Raw genomic sequence first — 14,995 nt, 5'->3', positions numbered from 1 at the left:
GCGGGTGTCCCATCACACGCCCTGATGCACTGAAAGCGAGAAAGACGTGTCCGACAAGAAGGGCGCCCAGAAGCTGGTCGCCGACAACCGCAAGGCGCGATTCAATTACGAATTGCTCGATACCTTCGAGGCCGGCATCGTCCTGGCCGGAACCGAGGTGAAATCGTTGCGTCTGGGCAAGGCGACGATCGGCGAATCCTATGCCGGGCCGTCCGGCGATGAGTTGTTGCTGTTCAATGCCGACATCCCCGAATATCTCCAGGCCAACCGCTTCAATCACGAGCGCAAGCGGCCCCGCAAATTGCTGCTTCACAAGCGCCAGATCTCCAAGCTGATCGGTGCCGTACAGCGCGACGGGCTGACGATCGTTCCCACCAAGCTCTATTTCAACGAGCAGGGCAGGGCGAAGATCGAGCTGGCGCTGGCTCGCGGCAAGACCATGGGCGACAAGCGTGAGACCGAGAAGAAGCGCGACTGGCAACGCGAAAAGGGGCGCCTGCTGCGCGACAAGGGCTAAGGGCCGACATACCACCGGCACCATTCAAGGAGTTGCAGGATGTATCAGCCTCCTCACTTTCGCGAAGAACGCCGAGAGGTTCTGCACGCCATGATGCGCGCCCACCCGCTGGCGGCTCTGGTGACATTCTCGGACGGCAGGCTCGACGCCAATCATGTTCCCATGCTGCTGGACGCCGGGCGCGGACCAGAGGGCACGCTGCTTGCCCATATCGCGCGGGCCAACGATCTTGCCCGCCGCCACGATTCCGGCATCGAGGTGCTGGTGATCTTCCAGGGGGCGGAGAGCTATATCTCGCCAAGCTGGTACGAGACCAAGCGCGAGACCGGCAAGGTGGTGCCGACCTGGAACTACGTCACCGTGCATGCGCATGGGCGACTGCGGATATTCGACGATCCGGCCTGGCTGCGCCGGCAGATCTCGGCCCTGACCGAGACCCATGAAGCCGGCCGCGCGCTGCCCTGGCATGTCGATGATGCGCCGGAGGCATTCCTCCAGTCCCAGGTCAAGGGCATCGTCGGCATCGAAATCGAGATCACCGCCCTCAAGGGCAAATGGAAGGTCAGCCAGAACCGTCCCGCGGCGGACCGCGAGGGCGTTTACGCGGGCTTGTCGGCGGATGGCGACGGCGCGATGGCGGATCTCGTGAAGCGGGCCTCGGAGGACTGACTCGCCTCTTCCGGTTGGTTCGCCTTCCGCGGACAGGCTCGTCAGGCGGGCAGCAGCGTCCGGATCGTCCGGAAGACCTCGCGGAACATCTCAGTCGTGAGCCGGCCCGTATTCGTGTTGTAGCGAGAGCAGTGGTAGCTGTCGATCAGCACGAATTTTCCGATGCTGTGCCGGGCATGATGGGCGAAGCGATAGCGTGCCGGTCGTTCGCCAAGGGCGGTGACGACGCTGTCATGGCCGATCTTGCCAAGGGCGAGAATGACCTGGAGGCCACCCATCTCCTCGACGGTGCGCGTCAGGAAGGGGCGGCAGGTGGCGATCTCGCCGCCCGTCGGCTTGTTCTCGGGCGGCACGCAGCGTACGGCATTGGTAATGCGGCAGTCGACGAGTTCGAGGCCGTCATCCGGCCGCTCGTCATAGGTGCCGGTGGCAAAGCCGAAGTCGCCCAGCGTTTCGTAGAGAAGGTCGCCCGCCCAGTCGCCGGTGAAGGGACGGCCGGTCCTGTTGGCGCCTTGCAGGCCGGGTGCGAGGCCCACGATCAGCAGGCGGGCGGCCGACGCTCCGAAACTCGGCACCGGCGCATTGTGCCAGCCGGGTTCCCTGGCGCGCCAATGCTGACGAAATGCCACGAGGCGCTCGCAGAGCGGACAGTCGCGGCCCGGCTCGGTAGTCGGCAGGAGGGACATCGGGAACTTATCTTGCGCTTGGAGGGGCCGGAGAAACGGATAGACCTGTCAAACGCGAAACGGTGGCGGATTACAAGGTTGCCTTCGCACGTTTTCAACCGTTCAGGACCGGGCGGAAGGTTCGAGGGCCCTTCGCCGCGGTCCCATATCGCTCAGCAATCCAGGCAGATCCCGTAGGGTAGCTGCGCCTACTCTTCCTCGCCCTGGTTGTTGACGCCGGCGGACATGAAACCCGGCGTCTGTCCGGCGAAGCCTTGCTGGGGCGTCTGGCGCGGAGCGCCCGGACCGGCGGGGTAACTGGGGCCGGACTGGCTACGAACCGCGCGTTCCGAAGGGTCGCGGCCGATCTTGCCCTGCAGGGTCACGAGGTCGACGAACTCGTCGGCCTGACGGCGCAGTTCGTCGGCCACCATGGGCGGCTGCGTCGAAACGGTGGAGACGACGGAAACGCGTACGCCCTTGCGCTGCATGGCCTCAACCAAGGACCGGAAGTCTCCGTCGCCCGAGAACAGGATCATGTGGGAAATGTGGTCGGCCAGTTCCATCGCATCGATGGCCAGCTCGATGTCCATATTGCCCTTCACCTTGCGGCGACCGGTGGAATCGACAAATTCCTTGGTCGGCTTGGTCACCACGGCATAGCCATTGTAGTCCAGCCAGTCGATCAGCGGGCGAATGGAGGAATATTCCTGATCCTCGACCAGGGCGGTATAATAGAACGCTCGGACCAGATAGCCGCGGCTCTGGTATTCCTTGAGCATCTTCCGATAGTCGATATCGAACCCCAAGCTTTTTGCCGTGGCGTAAAGGTTGGCGCCGTCGATAAAGAGGGCGATGCGTTCCTGGGTGTTGTTCATTCTTCTGCCAGTCAGGGTCCGTTGTGCTAAGGCCGGCTTTGGAAGCATAGCGAAATTTTGTGTCTAAATTTAAGTTTAGTATTGGGTACCGAGACAGGATAAAGCGACTGCTTTGTGTCTAATCTCAGCGAAAAGCCAGCAACGACAAGCTTAAGCTTACCGCTATCCGCTTGTGCCTAGGACGGTATAGAAAGTCAAGTCTGCGATCTGCGCCGCTACATTGGAATTCTTCAGCCACGCTGGGAGATTGGTTTATTATAATATCGAGACGTCCAGGCTCGTTATTGTCGAACTCCTTCGAAAGTCTTACGCAGCGCGAAGTGGGTTCAGCCGCCGAATATTGCCGTGCGCCCACGATTGGGGTTGCACAAAGCCCCGGCTCGGTGTACTTGGCCCGCTTGACCCCAAAACACGGTTACAGAAAGGCTTCGCCATGGCCCGCGTCACGGTGGAAGATTGCATCGACAAGGTCGAGAACCGTTTCGAACTGGTTCTGCTCGCCAGCCACCGCGCACGCATGATCGCGGGCGGTGCGGCGCTGACTGTCGAGCGCGATCGCGATAAAAACCCGGTTGTGGCTTTGCGCGAGATCGCAGACGAAACGCTGACGCCGGACGATCTGAAGGAAGACCTCATCCACTCGATGCAGAAATATGTCGAGGTGGACGAGCCCGAATCGGATCCGGCCGCTCTCGCCGCTGGTGATTCCGACGACAACATCGCCTTCGACCGCATGTCCGAAGAGGATCTGCTGCGCGGCCTCGAGGGCCTCGTACCCCCGGCCAACAACGGTTCGGACGACGAAGAGTAAGGTCTTCCTGCATTGCAGGCGAGATAAAGCGGGCCGGCATTGCCGGCCCGCTTTTCTTTTGCATACCAGCCGTATTGAATAGCGTTCCTGCCGGCCACAGATCGTGGCCATGCAAGCGTTGAGAATGCCGGGGCAAGAGCGTATCCGGCGGGAGAATGTGAGTGACGGCGCCTTTCCGCCTGATGCGGCAATACGAACTGGTCGACAAGGTCAGGGCCTATAATCCGGCCGTGAACGAAGACCTGCTGAACGCTGCCTATGTGTATGCGATGCAGAAGCATGGGGCGCAGTTCCGTGCCTCGGGCGATCCCTATTTCTCCCATCCGCTCCAGGTCGCCTCGCTCCTCACCGATCTCAAGCTCGACGACGCCACCATCGCCGCCGCCCTCCTGCACGACACCATCGAGGACACGGACGCCACGCGCGGCGAAATCGAGCGTCGCTTCGGCAAGGAGATCGCCGCTCTCGTGGACGGCCTGACCAAGATCAAGAAGCTCGATCTCGTCTCCAAGGAGGCCAAGCAGGCCGAGAACCTGCGCAAGCTCCTGCTCGCCATCGTCGAGGATGTCCGCGTACTGCTCGTCAAGCTCGCCGACCGCCTCCACAACATGCGCACGCTCAACTTCATGAAGGCCGAGAAGCGCGCCCGCATCGCACAGGAGACGCTCGACATCTATGCCCCGCTTGCCGGGCGCATGGGCATGCAGGACATGCGCGAGGAACTGGAGGACCTGTCCTTCCACGAACTCCAGCCTGCGCATTACGAGACGATCGTGCGGCGCCTCGAAGGCCTCAAGCGTCGCAACGGCGCCCTGATCGCGGAGATCGAGAGCGATCTGCGGGAACAACTGCGGGAAAGCGGAATCGAGGCGACCGTCAAGGGTCGAGAGAAGCGGCCCTATTCGATCTTCAAGAAGACCGAGCAGAAGCAGGTGGCCTTCGAGCAGCTTTCCGACATCTTCGCCTTTCGCGTATTGGTGAATACGGTCGAGGATTGCTATCGCGCGCTGGGCATCGTCCACACCAAGTGGCCGCTCGTGCCGGGGCGCTTCAAGGACTACATCTCGACGCCCAAGCAGAACGACTACCGGTCCCTGCACACCACCGTCATCGGGCCGGGCCAGCAGCGCGTGGAGCTGCAGATCCGCACCGAGGAAATGCACCGCATCGCCGAATTGGGGATCGCGGCCCACGCTCTCTACAAGGAGAACAAGGCCGGCGACACGCTTCGCCTCGAGGGCGAGAGCCGGGCCTTCGCGTGGCTGCGCAGGACCATGGCCATGCTGGCGGAAGGCGACAATCCAGAGGAGTTCCTGGAGCATACCAAGCTCGAACTCTTCCAGGATCAGGTGTTCTGCTTCACGCCGAAGGGCAAGCTGATCACCCTGCCGCGCGGCGCCAATGCCATCGACTTCGCCTATGCCGTGCACACCGATGTCGGCAACACGGCCGTGGGCTGCCGGGTCAATGGCCGGACCGCGCCGCTGGTCTCCGAACTCTTCAACGGCGACGAGGTGGCGATCATCACGGCCAAGGAGCAGACCCCGCCTGCGGCATGGGAAACACTGGTCGTCACCGGCCGGGCACGAGCCGCGATCCGCAAGGCGACGCGCAGCGCCGTGCGCGCGCAATATGCGGGCCTGGGGCAGCGCATCATCGAGCGCGCCTTCGAGCGCCTGGACAGGACCTATTCTCCCGATGCGCTGCAGGGAGCGCTGAAGCGGCTCGCCCGCAAGAGCGTCGAGGACGTGCTCACCGCCGTGGGGCGCGGAGAGATGCGTTCTCAGGACGTCGTTCGGGCCGTCTTCCCCGACTTCAAGCTCGAACAGTCCAGCCATGCCGCCGCCGGGCTGGACGAGACCTGGTTCGGACTGCAGGGCGGGCAGAATCTGCGCTTCAAGCTTCCGGGCGGCGGCGATCCGGCCAAGGCCGCCATTCCCGTGCGTGGACTGATGGGCGACCTGCCCGTGCGGTTCTCCGAAGGGGGCGCCGTGCCGGGCGATCGCATCGTCGCCATCCTCACGCCGGACGAGGCGATCACCATCTATCCGATCCAGTCTCCGGCGCTCGCCAATTTCGAGGACCACCCCGAACTCTGGCTTGACGTGCGCTGGGATCTCGAAGCCACGAGGGCGGAGCGTTATCCTGCCCGGATCCAGGTCGTTTCGATCAATGAACCCGGCACGCTCGCGCAGATCGCCCAGGTCATCGCTGAGACAGACGGCAACATCGACAATCTCGCCATGCAGCGCCGGTCCTTCGACATGACGGAGATGATCATCGACATCGAGGTCTACGACCTCAAGCACCTGCTTGCCATCATCGACGGTCTGCGGGCCCGCAAGGTCGTGAGCGAGGTGACGCGCATCGTGTAGGCGGCGGCACCCGGTGCCCGGGAATGGCCCTCGTGACAAAATTTTCGCCCTGACGGGAAGCGGCCATTGATCTGCGGGCTGCGGAAGCGTAGCCCCTACAGCCGGCAAATCGCAGGAGAAGATGATGACGCAGGATGAAGTGCTGGCCGAATTCAAGGATGCGGGCGCCCTCTTGGAAGGGCATTTCATCCTCTCCTCCGGCCTGCACTCGCCGGTATTCCTGCAGAAGATGTTCATCTTCATGGATCCTGCCCGCACCGAGCGCCTCTGCCGCGCGCTGGCCGAGAAGATCCGCGCACGGTTCGGCAAGATCGACATGGTGGTTTCACCAGCCGTCGGCGGCATCGTGCCGGGCTACGAGACTGCCCGAGCCCTGGGCGCCAAGGCCGTGTTCGTCGAGCGCGAGAACGGACGGTTCCAGCTCCGCCGGGGATTCCAGATTCCCGCTGGTGCCCGGGTGGTCATGGTGGAGGACATCGTCACCACCGGCCTTTCCTCACGCGAATGCCTGGCGGCGATCGCCGATCATCCGGGCGAGGTGGTCGGCGCCGCCTGCCTGATCGACCGTTCGGGCGGCAAGGCCGATCTCGGCAAGCCCCTGGTGGCGCTGGCCACTCTCGATATTCCCGCCTTCCCCGCCGACCAATTGCCGCCCGAGCTTGCCAGTCTTCCCGTGGTCAAGCCTGGCAGCCGCGCGCTTTCCAGCTGAGACAGGGCCATGTCCGCCATCACGCGTTCCGACTATATTCGCCTCGGCCTCAACGTCGATCACGTCGCCACCGTCCGCAATGCGCGGGGCGGTAAATGGCCTGATCCGGTGCGTGCCGCTCATCTCGCCATTGAGGCAGGCGCCGATGGCATCACGGCGCATCTCCGCGAGGATCGCCGTCATATCCGGGACGAGGATATTCGCCGGATCAGGGCCGAGGTGGCGGCTCCCTTGAATTTCGAAATGGCCGTCACACCGCAGATGCTGGACATCGCGCTCCAGGTGAAGCCGCATGCCGTATGCCTGGTCCCCGAGAAGCGCGAGGAGCGCACGACCGAGGGCGGGCTCGACGTACGGGGCGCGCAGGCGAACCTTCTTAACGCCATTCCCCGTTTCAAGGACGCCGGTATCCGGGTGTCGCTCTTCGTAGAGCCGGACAGGGCTGTGCTCGAAACCTGCGCGGCCCTCGGTGCCGACATCGTCGAACTCCACACCGGCACCTGGTGCGAGGCCGTGGCGGCCGGGCAGGGTGGGCATGCGGCGGCGGAGTTCGAGCGCCTCAAGCTTGGCGCCGCCATCGCCGCCGGGCTCGGCCTGGAGGTACATGCGGGTCATGGGCTTGATTTCGAGACCTCGGAGACGCTGGCAGCGGTTCCGCAATTCTCCGAATTCAATACCGGCCATTTCCTCATCGGCGAGGCGATCTTCGTCGGGCTCGCCGAAAGCATCAGAACCGTGAAGGCGGCCATGGCGGCAGGCCGGAGCCGGGCTGCATGATCATCGGCATCGGCAACGATCTCTGCGACATCAGGCGGATCGAGACGGCATTGAGCCGTTTCGGCCGCCGTTTCGAGGAGCGCTGCTTCACAGAGACCGAGCGGGCGAAGGCGGCGGGGCGGGCCGACAAGGCGGGCACGCTGGCCAAGCGCTTTGCGGCGAAGGAAGCTTGCTCCAAGGCCCTCGGCACGGGCGTCAACGGCATGCAAGGCGTCCACTGGCACCATATGGAGGTCGTCAACGACAGGACCGGGCGGCCGACGATGCGGCTCACCGGAACGGCCCGCGCGATGCTCGACGCCCTCCTGCCGGAAGGGCATGACGCCGTTGTTCACCTCAGTTTGAGCGACGAGCACCCCCTGGCGCAGGCTTTCGTGGTCATAGAGGCGCGTCCTTCGCGTTGAACGCCCCATTGCTGCCATAGAAACCGGGTCTGTCGTTGCGCCCGGAGTCGCCAGAGGTTATAGCAGCCGCGACAGGGTTGTTTCGAAAGACAGCCTCGAGAGATGGAAGATCGATGAGCGTGGCCAGCGAACCCAACAAGACGCCCAACACCAGCGGCGCTGCGAAGAAGACTAAAGACGGTGGCATCCTCGAACTCATCAAGATCATCATCCATGCTTTGATCATCGCACTTGTTGTGCGCACCGCCCTGTTCCAGCCCTTCAATATTCCCTCGGGTTCGCTGATCCCCACGCTGCTTGTGGGTGACTATGTGATGGTGTCGAAATACAGCTACGGCTGGTCGCGCTACTCGGTGCCCCTGGTCTCCGACATCCTGCCTGCCGGGCGCATCTGGTCCGGTGACGGTCCCAAGCGTGGCGACGTCGCGGTGTTCAAGCTCCCCAGCGACAATTCGACCGACTACATCAAGCGCGTGATCGGCCTGCCGGGCGACCACGTCCAGATGAAGGAGGGGCGGCTCTATATCAACAACGTCGTCGTGCAGCGTGAGCCGACCACACCCTTCCAGATGAAGGATGCCTTCGGCCGCGACGTCGACGTGCCGACCTATATCGAGACGCTGCCGAATGGCGTGAAGCATCGCATCATCGAGGTGAGCGGCGACACCGGTTATTACGACAACACCGAAGAGTTCGTGGTGCCGCCGGGCCACTATTTCATGATGGGCGACAATCGGGACAATTCGGACGATTCCCGCGACATGACGAACCAGGGCGTGGGCTATGTCCCGCTCGACAACTTCGTCGGCAAGGCCCAGATCATCTTCTTCTCGGTGGGCGACGGCCCCGAAGACAAGAGCGCTTCCGTGCTGGCGTTCTGGCAGTGGCCATGGACAATCCGCGGCAGCCGCTTGTTCTCCTTCATCCACTAGGGCCGACCGCATCTCTTGCATAGAGCCAGCCGCAGGGGCATCGGCAAGCGATGCCCGGCGCCCGGCGGGGCTATTGCCTGAAAGAAGGTCCTTTCCAGTGGCAGTCGCCATGATATGACAATCCGTCACGCCGGTTGTCTCCATCGGCAATCTCCATCTCCAGGACCCCACGCGTGGTCTATTCGAAGAAGGGCGTCATCGGACGCGAGTTAGACCAGTTCAATGAGCGTGAAGAAGAAGCCGCCGCTTGAGACCCTGGAAGCCGCCATTGGCCATGTGTTCGCCGATCGAGGCCTGCTGGAGCGTGCGTTGACCCACATCAGCGCGCTCGAAGGACCGGGGCGCCTGATGAGCTATCAGCGGCTGGAGTTCCTGGGCGACCGCGTGCTGGGCCTGGCGGTGGCCGACATGCTCTTCCGCGCTTTCCCCGACGACGAGGAGGGAGCGATGTCGCGGCGCCTTTCAGATCTCGTGCGCAAGGAGACCTGCGCGGCCGTCGCCGCCGACTGGGGGGTCGGTCCGCATGTGAAGCTCGGTATGGGCGAGGCCCAGTCCGGCGGACGCAAGCGGCTCACCACGCTGGGCGACGTCTGCGAAGCCCTCATCGGCGCCGTTTTCCTCGATGCCGGGTATGAGACGGCCCGTACCATGGTGGAACGCGCCTGGCGCGAGCGCCTGCACGCGCCGATCCGGCCGCCGAGCGATGCAAAGACCGCGCTGCAGGAATGGGCACAGGCGAGGGCGCTGAAGGCGCCGACCTATCGGCTGGTTTCGCGCTCCGGCCCGGACCATAATCCGCGCTTCGTCATAGCCGTCGACGTGGAGACGCAGGTCTCCGCCGAGGGAGAGGGCAAATCGAAGCGCCTGGCCGAGCAGGCCGCGGCCGCCGCCTTCATGGCCCGCGAGCATATCGGCTTCGAAGGCAAGGGATATTGATTACCGGCAACGACGGATAATCGCTGCTATATAGAGAAGATGCCGCATCCGCATTCGGAACGGCCCATGGATGGTTCAATGAACGACACTCCCGAGACCCGGTGCGGCTTCGTCGCACTGATCGGCGCTCCCAATGCCGGCAAGTCGACGCTGATGAACGCCATCGTCGGCGCCAAGCTCTCCATCGTCACGCACAAGGTGCAGACGACGCGCGCCATCGTGCGCGGCATCGCCATGAGCGGAGCGTGCCAGCTCATTTTCGTCGATACGCCGGGTATCTTTCAGCCCAAGCGCCGGCTCGACAGGGCCATGGTCACCACCGCCTGGGGCGGAGCCGCCGACGCGGATGCGATCTGCCTGCTGGTGGATGCACAGCGGGGGCTCGACGAAGGAAACGAGGCTATCCTCGCAAAACTCGCCGACACCAATCGGACCAAGATCCTGATCCTCAACAAGATCGACGCCGTGAAGCGTGAGACGCTGCTCGACCTTGCCGCCGGTATCAACGCCCGGCAGAAATTCGCCGCCACCTTCATGGTTTCGGCCCTGACGGGAAGCGGAGTCGAGGATCTCCTCGCATATCTCGCAGGCATCATGCCCGCCGGCCCCTGGCTCTACCCGGAAGACCAGATCTCGGATGCGCCGCTGCGCTCGCTCGCCGCGGAGATCACGCGTGAGAAGCTGTTCCTGCGCCTGCACGACGAGTTGCCCTACGAATCGACGGTCGAGACGACAGACTGGAAGTCGATGGGCGATGGCTCCGCCCGCATAGAGCAGACGATCTTTGTCGCGCGCGAGGGCCAGAAGAAGATCGTCATCGGCAAGGGCGGCGAGACGATCAAGGCGATCTCGATGGCCGCGCGCAAGGAAATCTCCGCGATGGCCGAGACCCCGGTTCATCTCTTCCTCTTCGTGAAGGTGCGCGAGAACTGGTCCGACGATCCTGAGCGCTATCGCGAGATGGGGCTCGAATTTCCTGTCGAGAAGCGGTGAAACGCGTGCTGGCCTTCCATGGAATGGACCGATAGCGGCTACGTCCTCGGTGTGAGGCGCCACGGGGAGTCCAGCGTGATCCTCGAGGCGATGACGCGGGACCACGGTCGCCATCTCGGCCTAGTCCGGGGAGGGCGGTCGCGTATGCTGCAGCCGGTCCTCCAGCCTGGAAATGCGGTGCAGTTGGTCTGGCGGGCGCGGATCGACGGGCATCTGGGGCACTACGCCGTCGAGGGGTTGACGCTGCATGCGGCGAGTTTCCTCTCCTCGCGCCTGGCGCTTTTCGCCATGACCCATGTCGCCGCCCTGGTGCGGTTGCTGCCCGAGCGCGATCCGCATCCCGCGCTGCATGAAGCGCTCGGTCACGTCATCGAGGTGTTGGGCGATGCCGGTCTTGCACCGGCGCTGATCGCGCGGTTCGAACTCGAAATCCTGTCAGAACTCGGCTTCGGGCTCGACCTCAGCGCTTGCGCCGCCACCGGTCGGCAGGACGATCTGGTCTATGTCTCGCCCAAGTCCGGCCGGGCGGTGAGCCGCGAGGCTGGCGCGCCCTGGCATGACAAGCTGCTGCGGCTACCGGGTTTCCTGCGCGGCGAGGAGGGCATGCCCGGCTCGGCCGACATCGCCGACGCCCTCAGGCTGACCCAGTATTTCCTGGAGCGCGACGTTTTCTCCCCCCGCGGCCTTGCGATGCCCGAGGGGCGCCGGGTCTTGCTCGAAGCCTTGTCGGCTCGGGCGGAGGAGACTTAGTTGATTTTTAAACACAAGTCATTGAAGTTGCTGTTCTTTACGGGAACACGCAGGGCGTGTTCATCCAAGCCGCGCTCCGCATAAAATTTCACGCTTGCGTCACGGGTAATCTGATCCGAAAACACAGACGAAGGTTGTCATTTCCAGCCTTCGAAGCGGGGGCTATCTTGAAATTACGGGGTGCGGACGCGGTTGCCATCGCAATATTGATTGCGTTGGTGGGTGGAGGAGGACTCTGCTTCGCGTCGGGAGACTACAAGGCTTCTGCCGCCATGCTGATGATCGCGATCGCCTTCTTCATGGGCGTCTATCACGATTGAAGAGCAAGCAGGATTCCATTGAATTTTTGACAAGATCGATGGGTTGCGGGATCAAAAGGTTAATCAATCCTTATTCCGCCCAGATCTTGGGTTAACCGCCTCCCAAGCATTTTCAGAGGATGGACCCGTGACCGTTCCTGTCTTTCGCCTGCTGGCGATTTCACTCACCCTGGCCACCGCGATGCCGGTGGCGCCGGCGTTGGCCGGATGGCGAGACGGACCGTATTATGTGGAGGGCGGCTGGGGCGGCGACTATTATGCGCCGGCCCCTTCCTATCGCGACGAGTATCAGCCTGACTACCGTTATTATCAGGGCCCTCGGGCGGGGCGTCAGGCCTATGCGCCCTACTACGACGATCCGGATTATGTAGGACGGGACGAGGATTTCGGACCGCTCGTGCGGCCACGCGTGATGCGTCCCCCCCGGAACGTATACGGCGTGCCCGAGCAGCCGCGCCGGATCGCGCCGGCGAAGCCGAGGACGGCCGTGACCATTCCGCCGGCCAAGCCGAAAGCGGCGGCATTGCCCGTGGCGAAACCCGTGCCGGAGTCCAAGCCTGCGGCGGTCCTGGAAGCGAGGGCACTGCCTGTCCCGCGGCCGAACCTTGAGAGCATGGACTTCGATGCCGTCACGCCGACCCCGGCTCCCGCCGCGCAATAGCGGCACCCCGGCAGCGGAAGTCAGACCGGGACTTTCGTCCTCGCCACATAGAGGGCCAGGGCGGCTGCGTTCGAGACATTCAGGCTCTTGATCGCACCCGGCATGTCCAGTCGTGCCAGGGCATCGCAGAGCGAGCGCGTGCGCTGGCGAAGGCCCTTGCCTTCCGCGCCCAGCACCAGCGCCAGCGGTCCTTGGAAGGCCGTGCCCTCAAGCGTTGCCGGTCCCTCCGAATCGAGGCCGATTCGCATCACGCCGCTGGCGCCCATTTCGTCCAGCGTGTCGCCGAGATTCTTCACCGATACGATCGGCACGTGCTCGAGGCCGCCGGAAGCCGATTTCGCCAGAACGCCGGTGGCGGCCGGCGAATGGCGCTCGGTGGTGATGATCGCCGCTACCTTGAAGGCAGCCGCCGAGCGGACGATGGCGCCGACATTGTGGGGATCGGTGATCTGGTCGAGCACCAGTACGATATCGCCCGAACCGAGATCGCCGAAGGCAGGGGCGGGCAGGGGAGCCGTTTCGAGATAAAGGCCCTGATGGATCGAATCGGGCGTGAGCAGGCGGTCGATCTCGGCCGGCCGTACGGTCTCCGGCCTGATTCGCGTCGGCACGTTCTCCTCCGCCAGGCGTTTCAGGGCATTCTCGGTCGCCAGAAGCCTCTTGAGCTTGCGCGCGGGATTCTGCAGGGCCTCGCGCACGGGGTGCCAGCCGTAGATCACCACGGTGTCGGGAGTGGCTTCGCTGGCATGCCCCCGGTGGTGTCCGCGATGGTTCCTGCGATCCCTGTCGTTCATCTCTTTCTCCGTCTGCACCCGTGCCCATTGCACGGCTGGCGCGGCAAAAAAAGCCCCAAGGGAAATTAAGTGCAGAAAGTCGTCGGTGAACTGTGCCTTTTGGGTTGACAGCTTCCGTCCGCCTCACCATAACGGCGCCCTCTGAACGAAGCGGCCGCACCACTCGGCAGCTTTGGTTTCGCGGCGGTTCATAGCGTTGCGGAAGGACGGTTTGGAGGGGTGCCCGAGTGGTTAAAGGGGACGGACTGTAAATCCGTTGGCTCAGCCTACGTTGGTTCGAATCCAACCCCCTCCACCAACGTCCACGGAATCCTGTGTGAGGGTCTATCCCGTCAAACTTGACCATGCCTGACGATGGATCCTGATTGCGGGTGTAGCTCAATGGTAGAGCAGCAGCCTTCCAAGCTGAATACGAGGGTTCGATTCCCTTCACCCGCTCCAACCCTTTTCCGGTTCGAATTCGAGCAGGGATATGATTTCGCGCCATTCTTATCTTGCGCGCTGCTCCAAAAACCCCTATCGACCCGCCCGATATTTCGCACCGGCGAAATACCCAATCCTCCAATGCTGGAAACGGGGCTATGGCCAAAGAGAAATTTGAACGCAACAAGCCGCACTGCAACATCGGCACGATTGGTCACGTTGACCATGGCAAGACGTCGCTGACGGCGGCGATCACGAAGGTTCTTGCCGAGACGGGCGGTGCGACGTTCACGGCGTATGACCAGATCGACAAGGCTCCGGAAGAGAAGGCTCGTGGCATCACGATCTCGACGGCGCATGTGGAATACGAGACGAAGAACCGTCACTATGCGCATGTGGACTGCCCCGGCCACGCGGACTACGTGAAGAACATGATCACGGGTGCGGCGCAGATGGACGGCGCGATCCTGGTGGTTTCTGCGGCTGACGGCCCGATGCCGCAGACCCGCGAGCACATCCTTCTGGCCCGCCAGGTCGGCGTTCCCGCGCTGGTGGTGTTCCTGAACAAGGTCGACATGGTCGACGATCCGGAACTGCTGGAGCTGGTGGAGCTCGAAGTTCGCGAGCTCCTGTCGAAGTATGAGTTCCCTGGCGACGACATTCCGATCACCAAGGGCTCGGCGCTGATGGCGCTGGAGAACAAGTCGCCGGAGATCGGGCATGACGCGATCCTGCAGCTGATGCAGACGGTTGACGAGTACATTCCGCAGCCGGAGCGTCCGATCGACCAGCCCTTCCTGATGCCGGTCGAAGACGTGTTCTCGATCTCGGGCCGCGGTACCGTGGTGACGGGTCGTGTCGAGCGCGGCATCGTGAAGGTTGGCGAGGAAGTCGAGATCGTTGGCATCCGGGCCACGCAGAAGACGACGGTGACGGGCGTCGAGATGTTCCGCAAGCTTCTGGACCAGGGCCAGGCGGGCGACAACATCGGCGCGCTGCTGCGCGGCACCAAGCGCGAGGACGTGGAGCGCGGCCAGGTGCTGTGCAAGCCGGGTTCGGTGAAGCCGCACACCAAGTTCAAGGCCGAGGCCTACATCTTGACGAAGGAAGAGGGTGGCCGTCATACGCCGTTCTTCGGCAACTACCGTCCGCAGTTCTACTTCCGCACGACGGACGTGACGGGCGTGGTGACGCTGCCGGAAGGCACGGAGATGGTGATGCCGGGTGACAACATCGCCATGACGGTGAGCCTGATCGTGCCGATCGCCATGGAAGAGAAGCTGCGCTTCGCTATCCGTGAAGGCGGCCGTACCGTCGGCGCCGGCGTCGTCGCCGCCATCATCGAGTAAGAGCCGGGCCTCATGCCCGATCTTTCGGAACC

At 63.3% G+C, this 14,995-nt stretch carries 17 protein-coding genes and 2 tRNA genes; 16 read left to right on the top strand and 3 right to left on the bottom strand.

Annotation, left to right across the window (positions count from 1 at the left end; translation table 11 throughout):
* The first annotated feature begins 46 nt into the window (after window positions 1-46).
* The gene (gene smpB, locus AC6H34_RS28710; protein WP_448148110.1) at window positions 47-517 is read left to right on the top strand and encodes an SsrA-binding protein SmpB; all 471 of its coding nucleotides are present in this window, start codon (window positions 47-49) and stop codon (window positions 515-517) included.
* A 39-nt stretch (window positions 518-556) separates the two neighbouring features.
* Window positions 557-1,186 (top strand): FMN-binding negative transcriptional regulator, encoded by a 630-nt coding sequence (locus AC6H34_RS28705; protein ID WP_497541081.1) that lies wholly within the window; start codon window positions 557-559, stop codon window positions 1,184-1,186.
* Between the two features lie 41 nt (window positions 1,187-1,227).
* On the opposite strand, the gene AC6H34_RS28700 is transcribed toward AC6H34_RS28705, so the two are convergent.
* Complete coding sequence (locus AC6H34_RS28700) at window positions 1,228-1,872, bottom strand: uracil-DNA glycosylase (RefSeq protein ID WP_497541080.1); 645 nt, start codon at window positions 1,870-1,872, stop codon at window positions 1,228-1,230.
* A 188-nt stretch (window positions 1,873-2,060) separates the two neighbouring features.
* Window positions 2,061-2,729, bottom strand: coding sequence for a LabA-like NYN domain-containing protein (locus AC6H34_RS28695; protein ID WP_448148107.1), 669 nt, complete (start codon window positions 2,727-2,729; stop codon window positions 2,061-2,063).
* A 433-nt stretch (window positions 2,730-3,162) separates the two neighbouring features.
* Here AC6H34_RS28695 and rpoZ point away from each other — a divergent pair, with 433 nt between their 5' ends.
* The 11 genes from rpoZ (at window position 3,163) to AC6H34_RS28640 (ending at window position 12,397) form a co-directional block, all read left to right on the top strand.
* Window positions 3,163-3,540 carry a DNA-directed RNA polymerase subunit omega gene (gene rpoZ, locus AC6H34_RS28690; protein WP_497541079.1) on the top strand — a complete coding sequence of 126 codons (378 nt, stop codon included), beginning with the start codon at window positions 3,163-3,165 and terminating at the stop codon, window positions 3,538-3,540.
* Window positions 3,541-3,722: 182 nt separating this feature from the next.
* Window positions 3,723-5,915: a RelA/SpoT family protein gene (locus AC6H34_RS28685; RefSeq protein WP_448151305.1), complete on the top strand. Its 2,193-nt coding sequence runs from the start codon at window positions 3,723-3,725 to the stop codon at window positions 5,913-5,915.
* 124 nt (window positions 5,916-6,039) lie between these two features.
* The gene (gene pyrE / locus AC6H34_RS28680) at window positions 6,040-6,624 is read left to right on the top strand and encodes an orotate phosphoribosyltransferase (RefSeq protein ID WP_497541292.1); all 585 of its coding nucleotides are present in this window, start codon (window positions 6,040-6,042) and stop codon (window positions 6,622-6,624) included.
* Window positions 6,625-6,642: 18 nt separating this feature from the next.
* Complete coding sequence (locus AC6H34_RS28675; protein WP_497541291.1) at window positions 6,643-7,401, top strand: pyridoxine 5'-phosphate synthase; 759 nt, start codon at window positions 6,643-6,645, stop codon at window positions 7,399-7,401.
* Window positions 7,398-7,805: a holo-ACP synthase gene (gene acpS / locus AC6H34_RS28670; RefSeq protein ID WP_448148105.1), complete on the top strand. Its 408-nt coding sequence runs from the start codon at window positions 7,398-7,400 to the stop codon at window positions 7,803-7,805. The genes AC6H34_RS28675 and acpS overlap by 4 nt, the downstream gene beginning before the upstream one ends.
* Before the next feature lie 113 nt (window positions 7,806-7,918).
* Window positions 7,919-8,737: a signal peptidase I gene (lepB, locus tag AC6H34_RS28665; RefSeq protein WP_448148104.1), complete on the top strand. Its 819-nt coding sequence runs from the start codon at window positions 7,919-7,921 to the stop codon at window positions 8,735-8,737.
* A 222-nt stretch (window positions 8,738-8,959) separates the two neighbouring features.
* On the top strand, window positions 8,960-9,673 hold the full coding sequence (gene rnc / locus AC6H34_RS28660; RefSeq protein ID WP_448148103.1) for a ribonuclease III: 714 nt from the start codon (window positions 8,960-8,962) through the stop codon (window positions 9,671-9,673).
* Window positions 9,674-9,751: 78 nt separating this feature from the next.
* Window positions 9,752-10,666, top strand: coding sequence for a GTPase Era (gene era / locus AC6H34_RS28655; protein WP_497541078.1), 915 nt, complete (start codon window positions 9,752-9,754; stop codon window positions 10,664-10,666).
* Window positions 10,667-10,684: 18 nt separating this feature from the next.
* The gene (gene recO, locus AC6H34_RS28650) at window positions 10,685-11,416 is read left to right on the top strand and encodes a DNA repair protein RecO (protein ID WP_497541077.1); all 732 of its coding nucleotides are present in this window, start codon (window positions 10,685-10,687) and stop codon (window positions 11,414-11,416) included.
* A gap of 167 nt (window positions 11,417-11,583) precedes the next feature.
* Window positions 11,584-11,736, top strand: a complete 153-nt coding sequence (locus tag AC6H34_RS28645; protein WP_448148100.1) for a hypothetical protein — start codon at window positions 11,584-11,586, stop codon at window positions 11,734-11,736.
* A gap of 127 nt (window positions 11,737-11,863) precedes the next feature.
* Window positions 11,864-12,397, top strand: a complete 534-nt coding sequence (locus AC6H34_RS28640) for a hypothetical protein (protein ID WP_497541076.1) — start codon at window positions 11,864-11,866, stop codon at window positions 12,395-12,397.
* 20 nt (window positions 12,398-12,417) lie between these two features.
* Here the strand turns inward: AC6H34_RS28640 and AC6H34_RS28635 are convergent, their stop codons facing one another.
* On the bottom strand, window positions 12,418-13,191 hold the full coding sequence (locus tag AC6H34_RS28635; protein ID WP_448148098.1) for a TrmH family RNA methyltransferase: 774 nt from the start codon (window positions 13,189-13,191) through the stop codon (window positions 12,418-12,420).
* Between the two features lie 213 nt (window positions 13,192-13,404).
* On the opposite strand from AC6H34_RS28635, the gene AC6H34_RS28630 reads away from it, so the two are divergent.
* From AC6H34_RS28630 to tuf, 3 genes are all read left to right on the top strand, one after another.
* Window positions 13,405-13,489, top strand: a tRNA-Tyr gene (locus tag AC6H34_RS28630).
* Window positions 13,490-13,558: 69 nt separating this feature from the next.
* A tRNA-Gly gene (locus tag AC6H34_RS28625) sits at window positions 13,559-13,632 on the top strand.
* A gap of 140 nt (window positions 13,633-13,772) precedes the next feature.
* Complete coding sequence (gene tuf, locus AC6H34_RS28620) at window positions 13,773-14,963, top strand: elongation factor Tu (RefSeq protein WP_448148097.1); 1,191 nt, start codon at window positions 13,773-13,775, stop codon at window positions 14,961-14,963.
* Window positions 14,964-14,995: the final 32 nt, after the last annotated feature.

It is taken from the genome of Labrys sp. ALF-8 (assembly GCF_059699065.1).
Note: the sequence above shows the minus strand (reverse complement) of the source record. Positions and strands in the feature narration are given on the sequence as shown.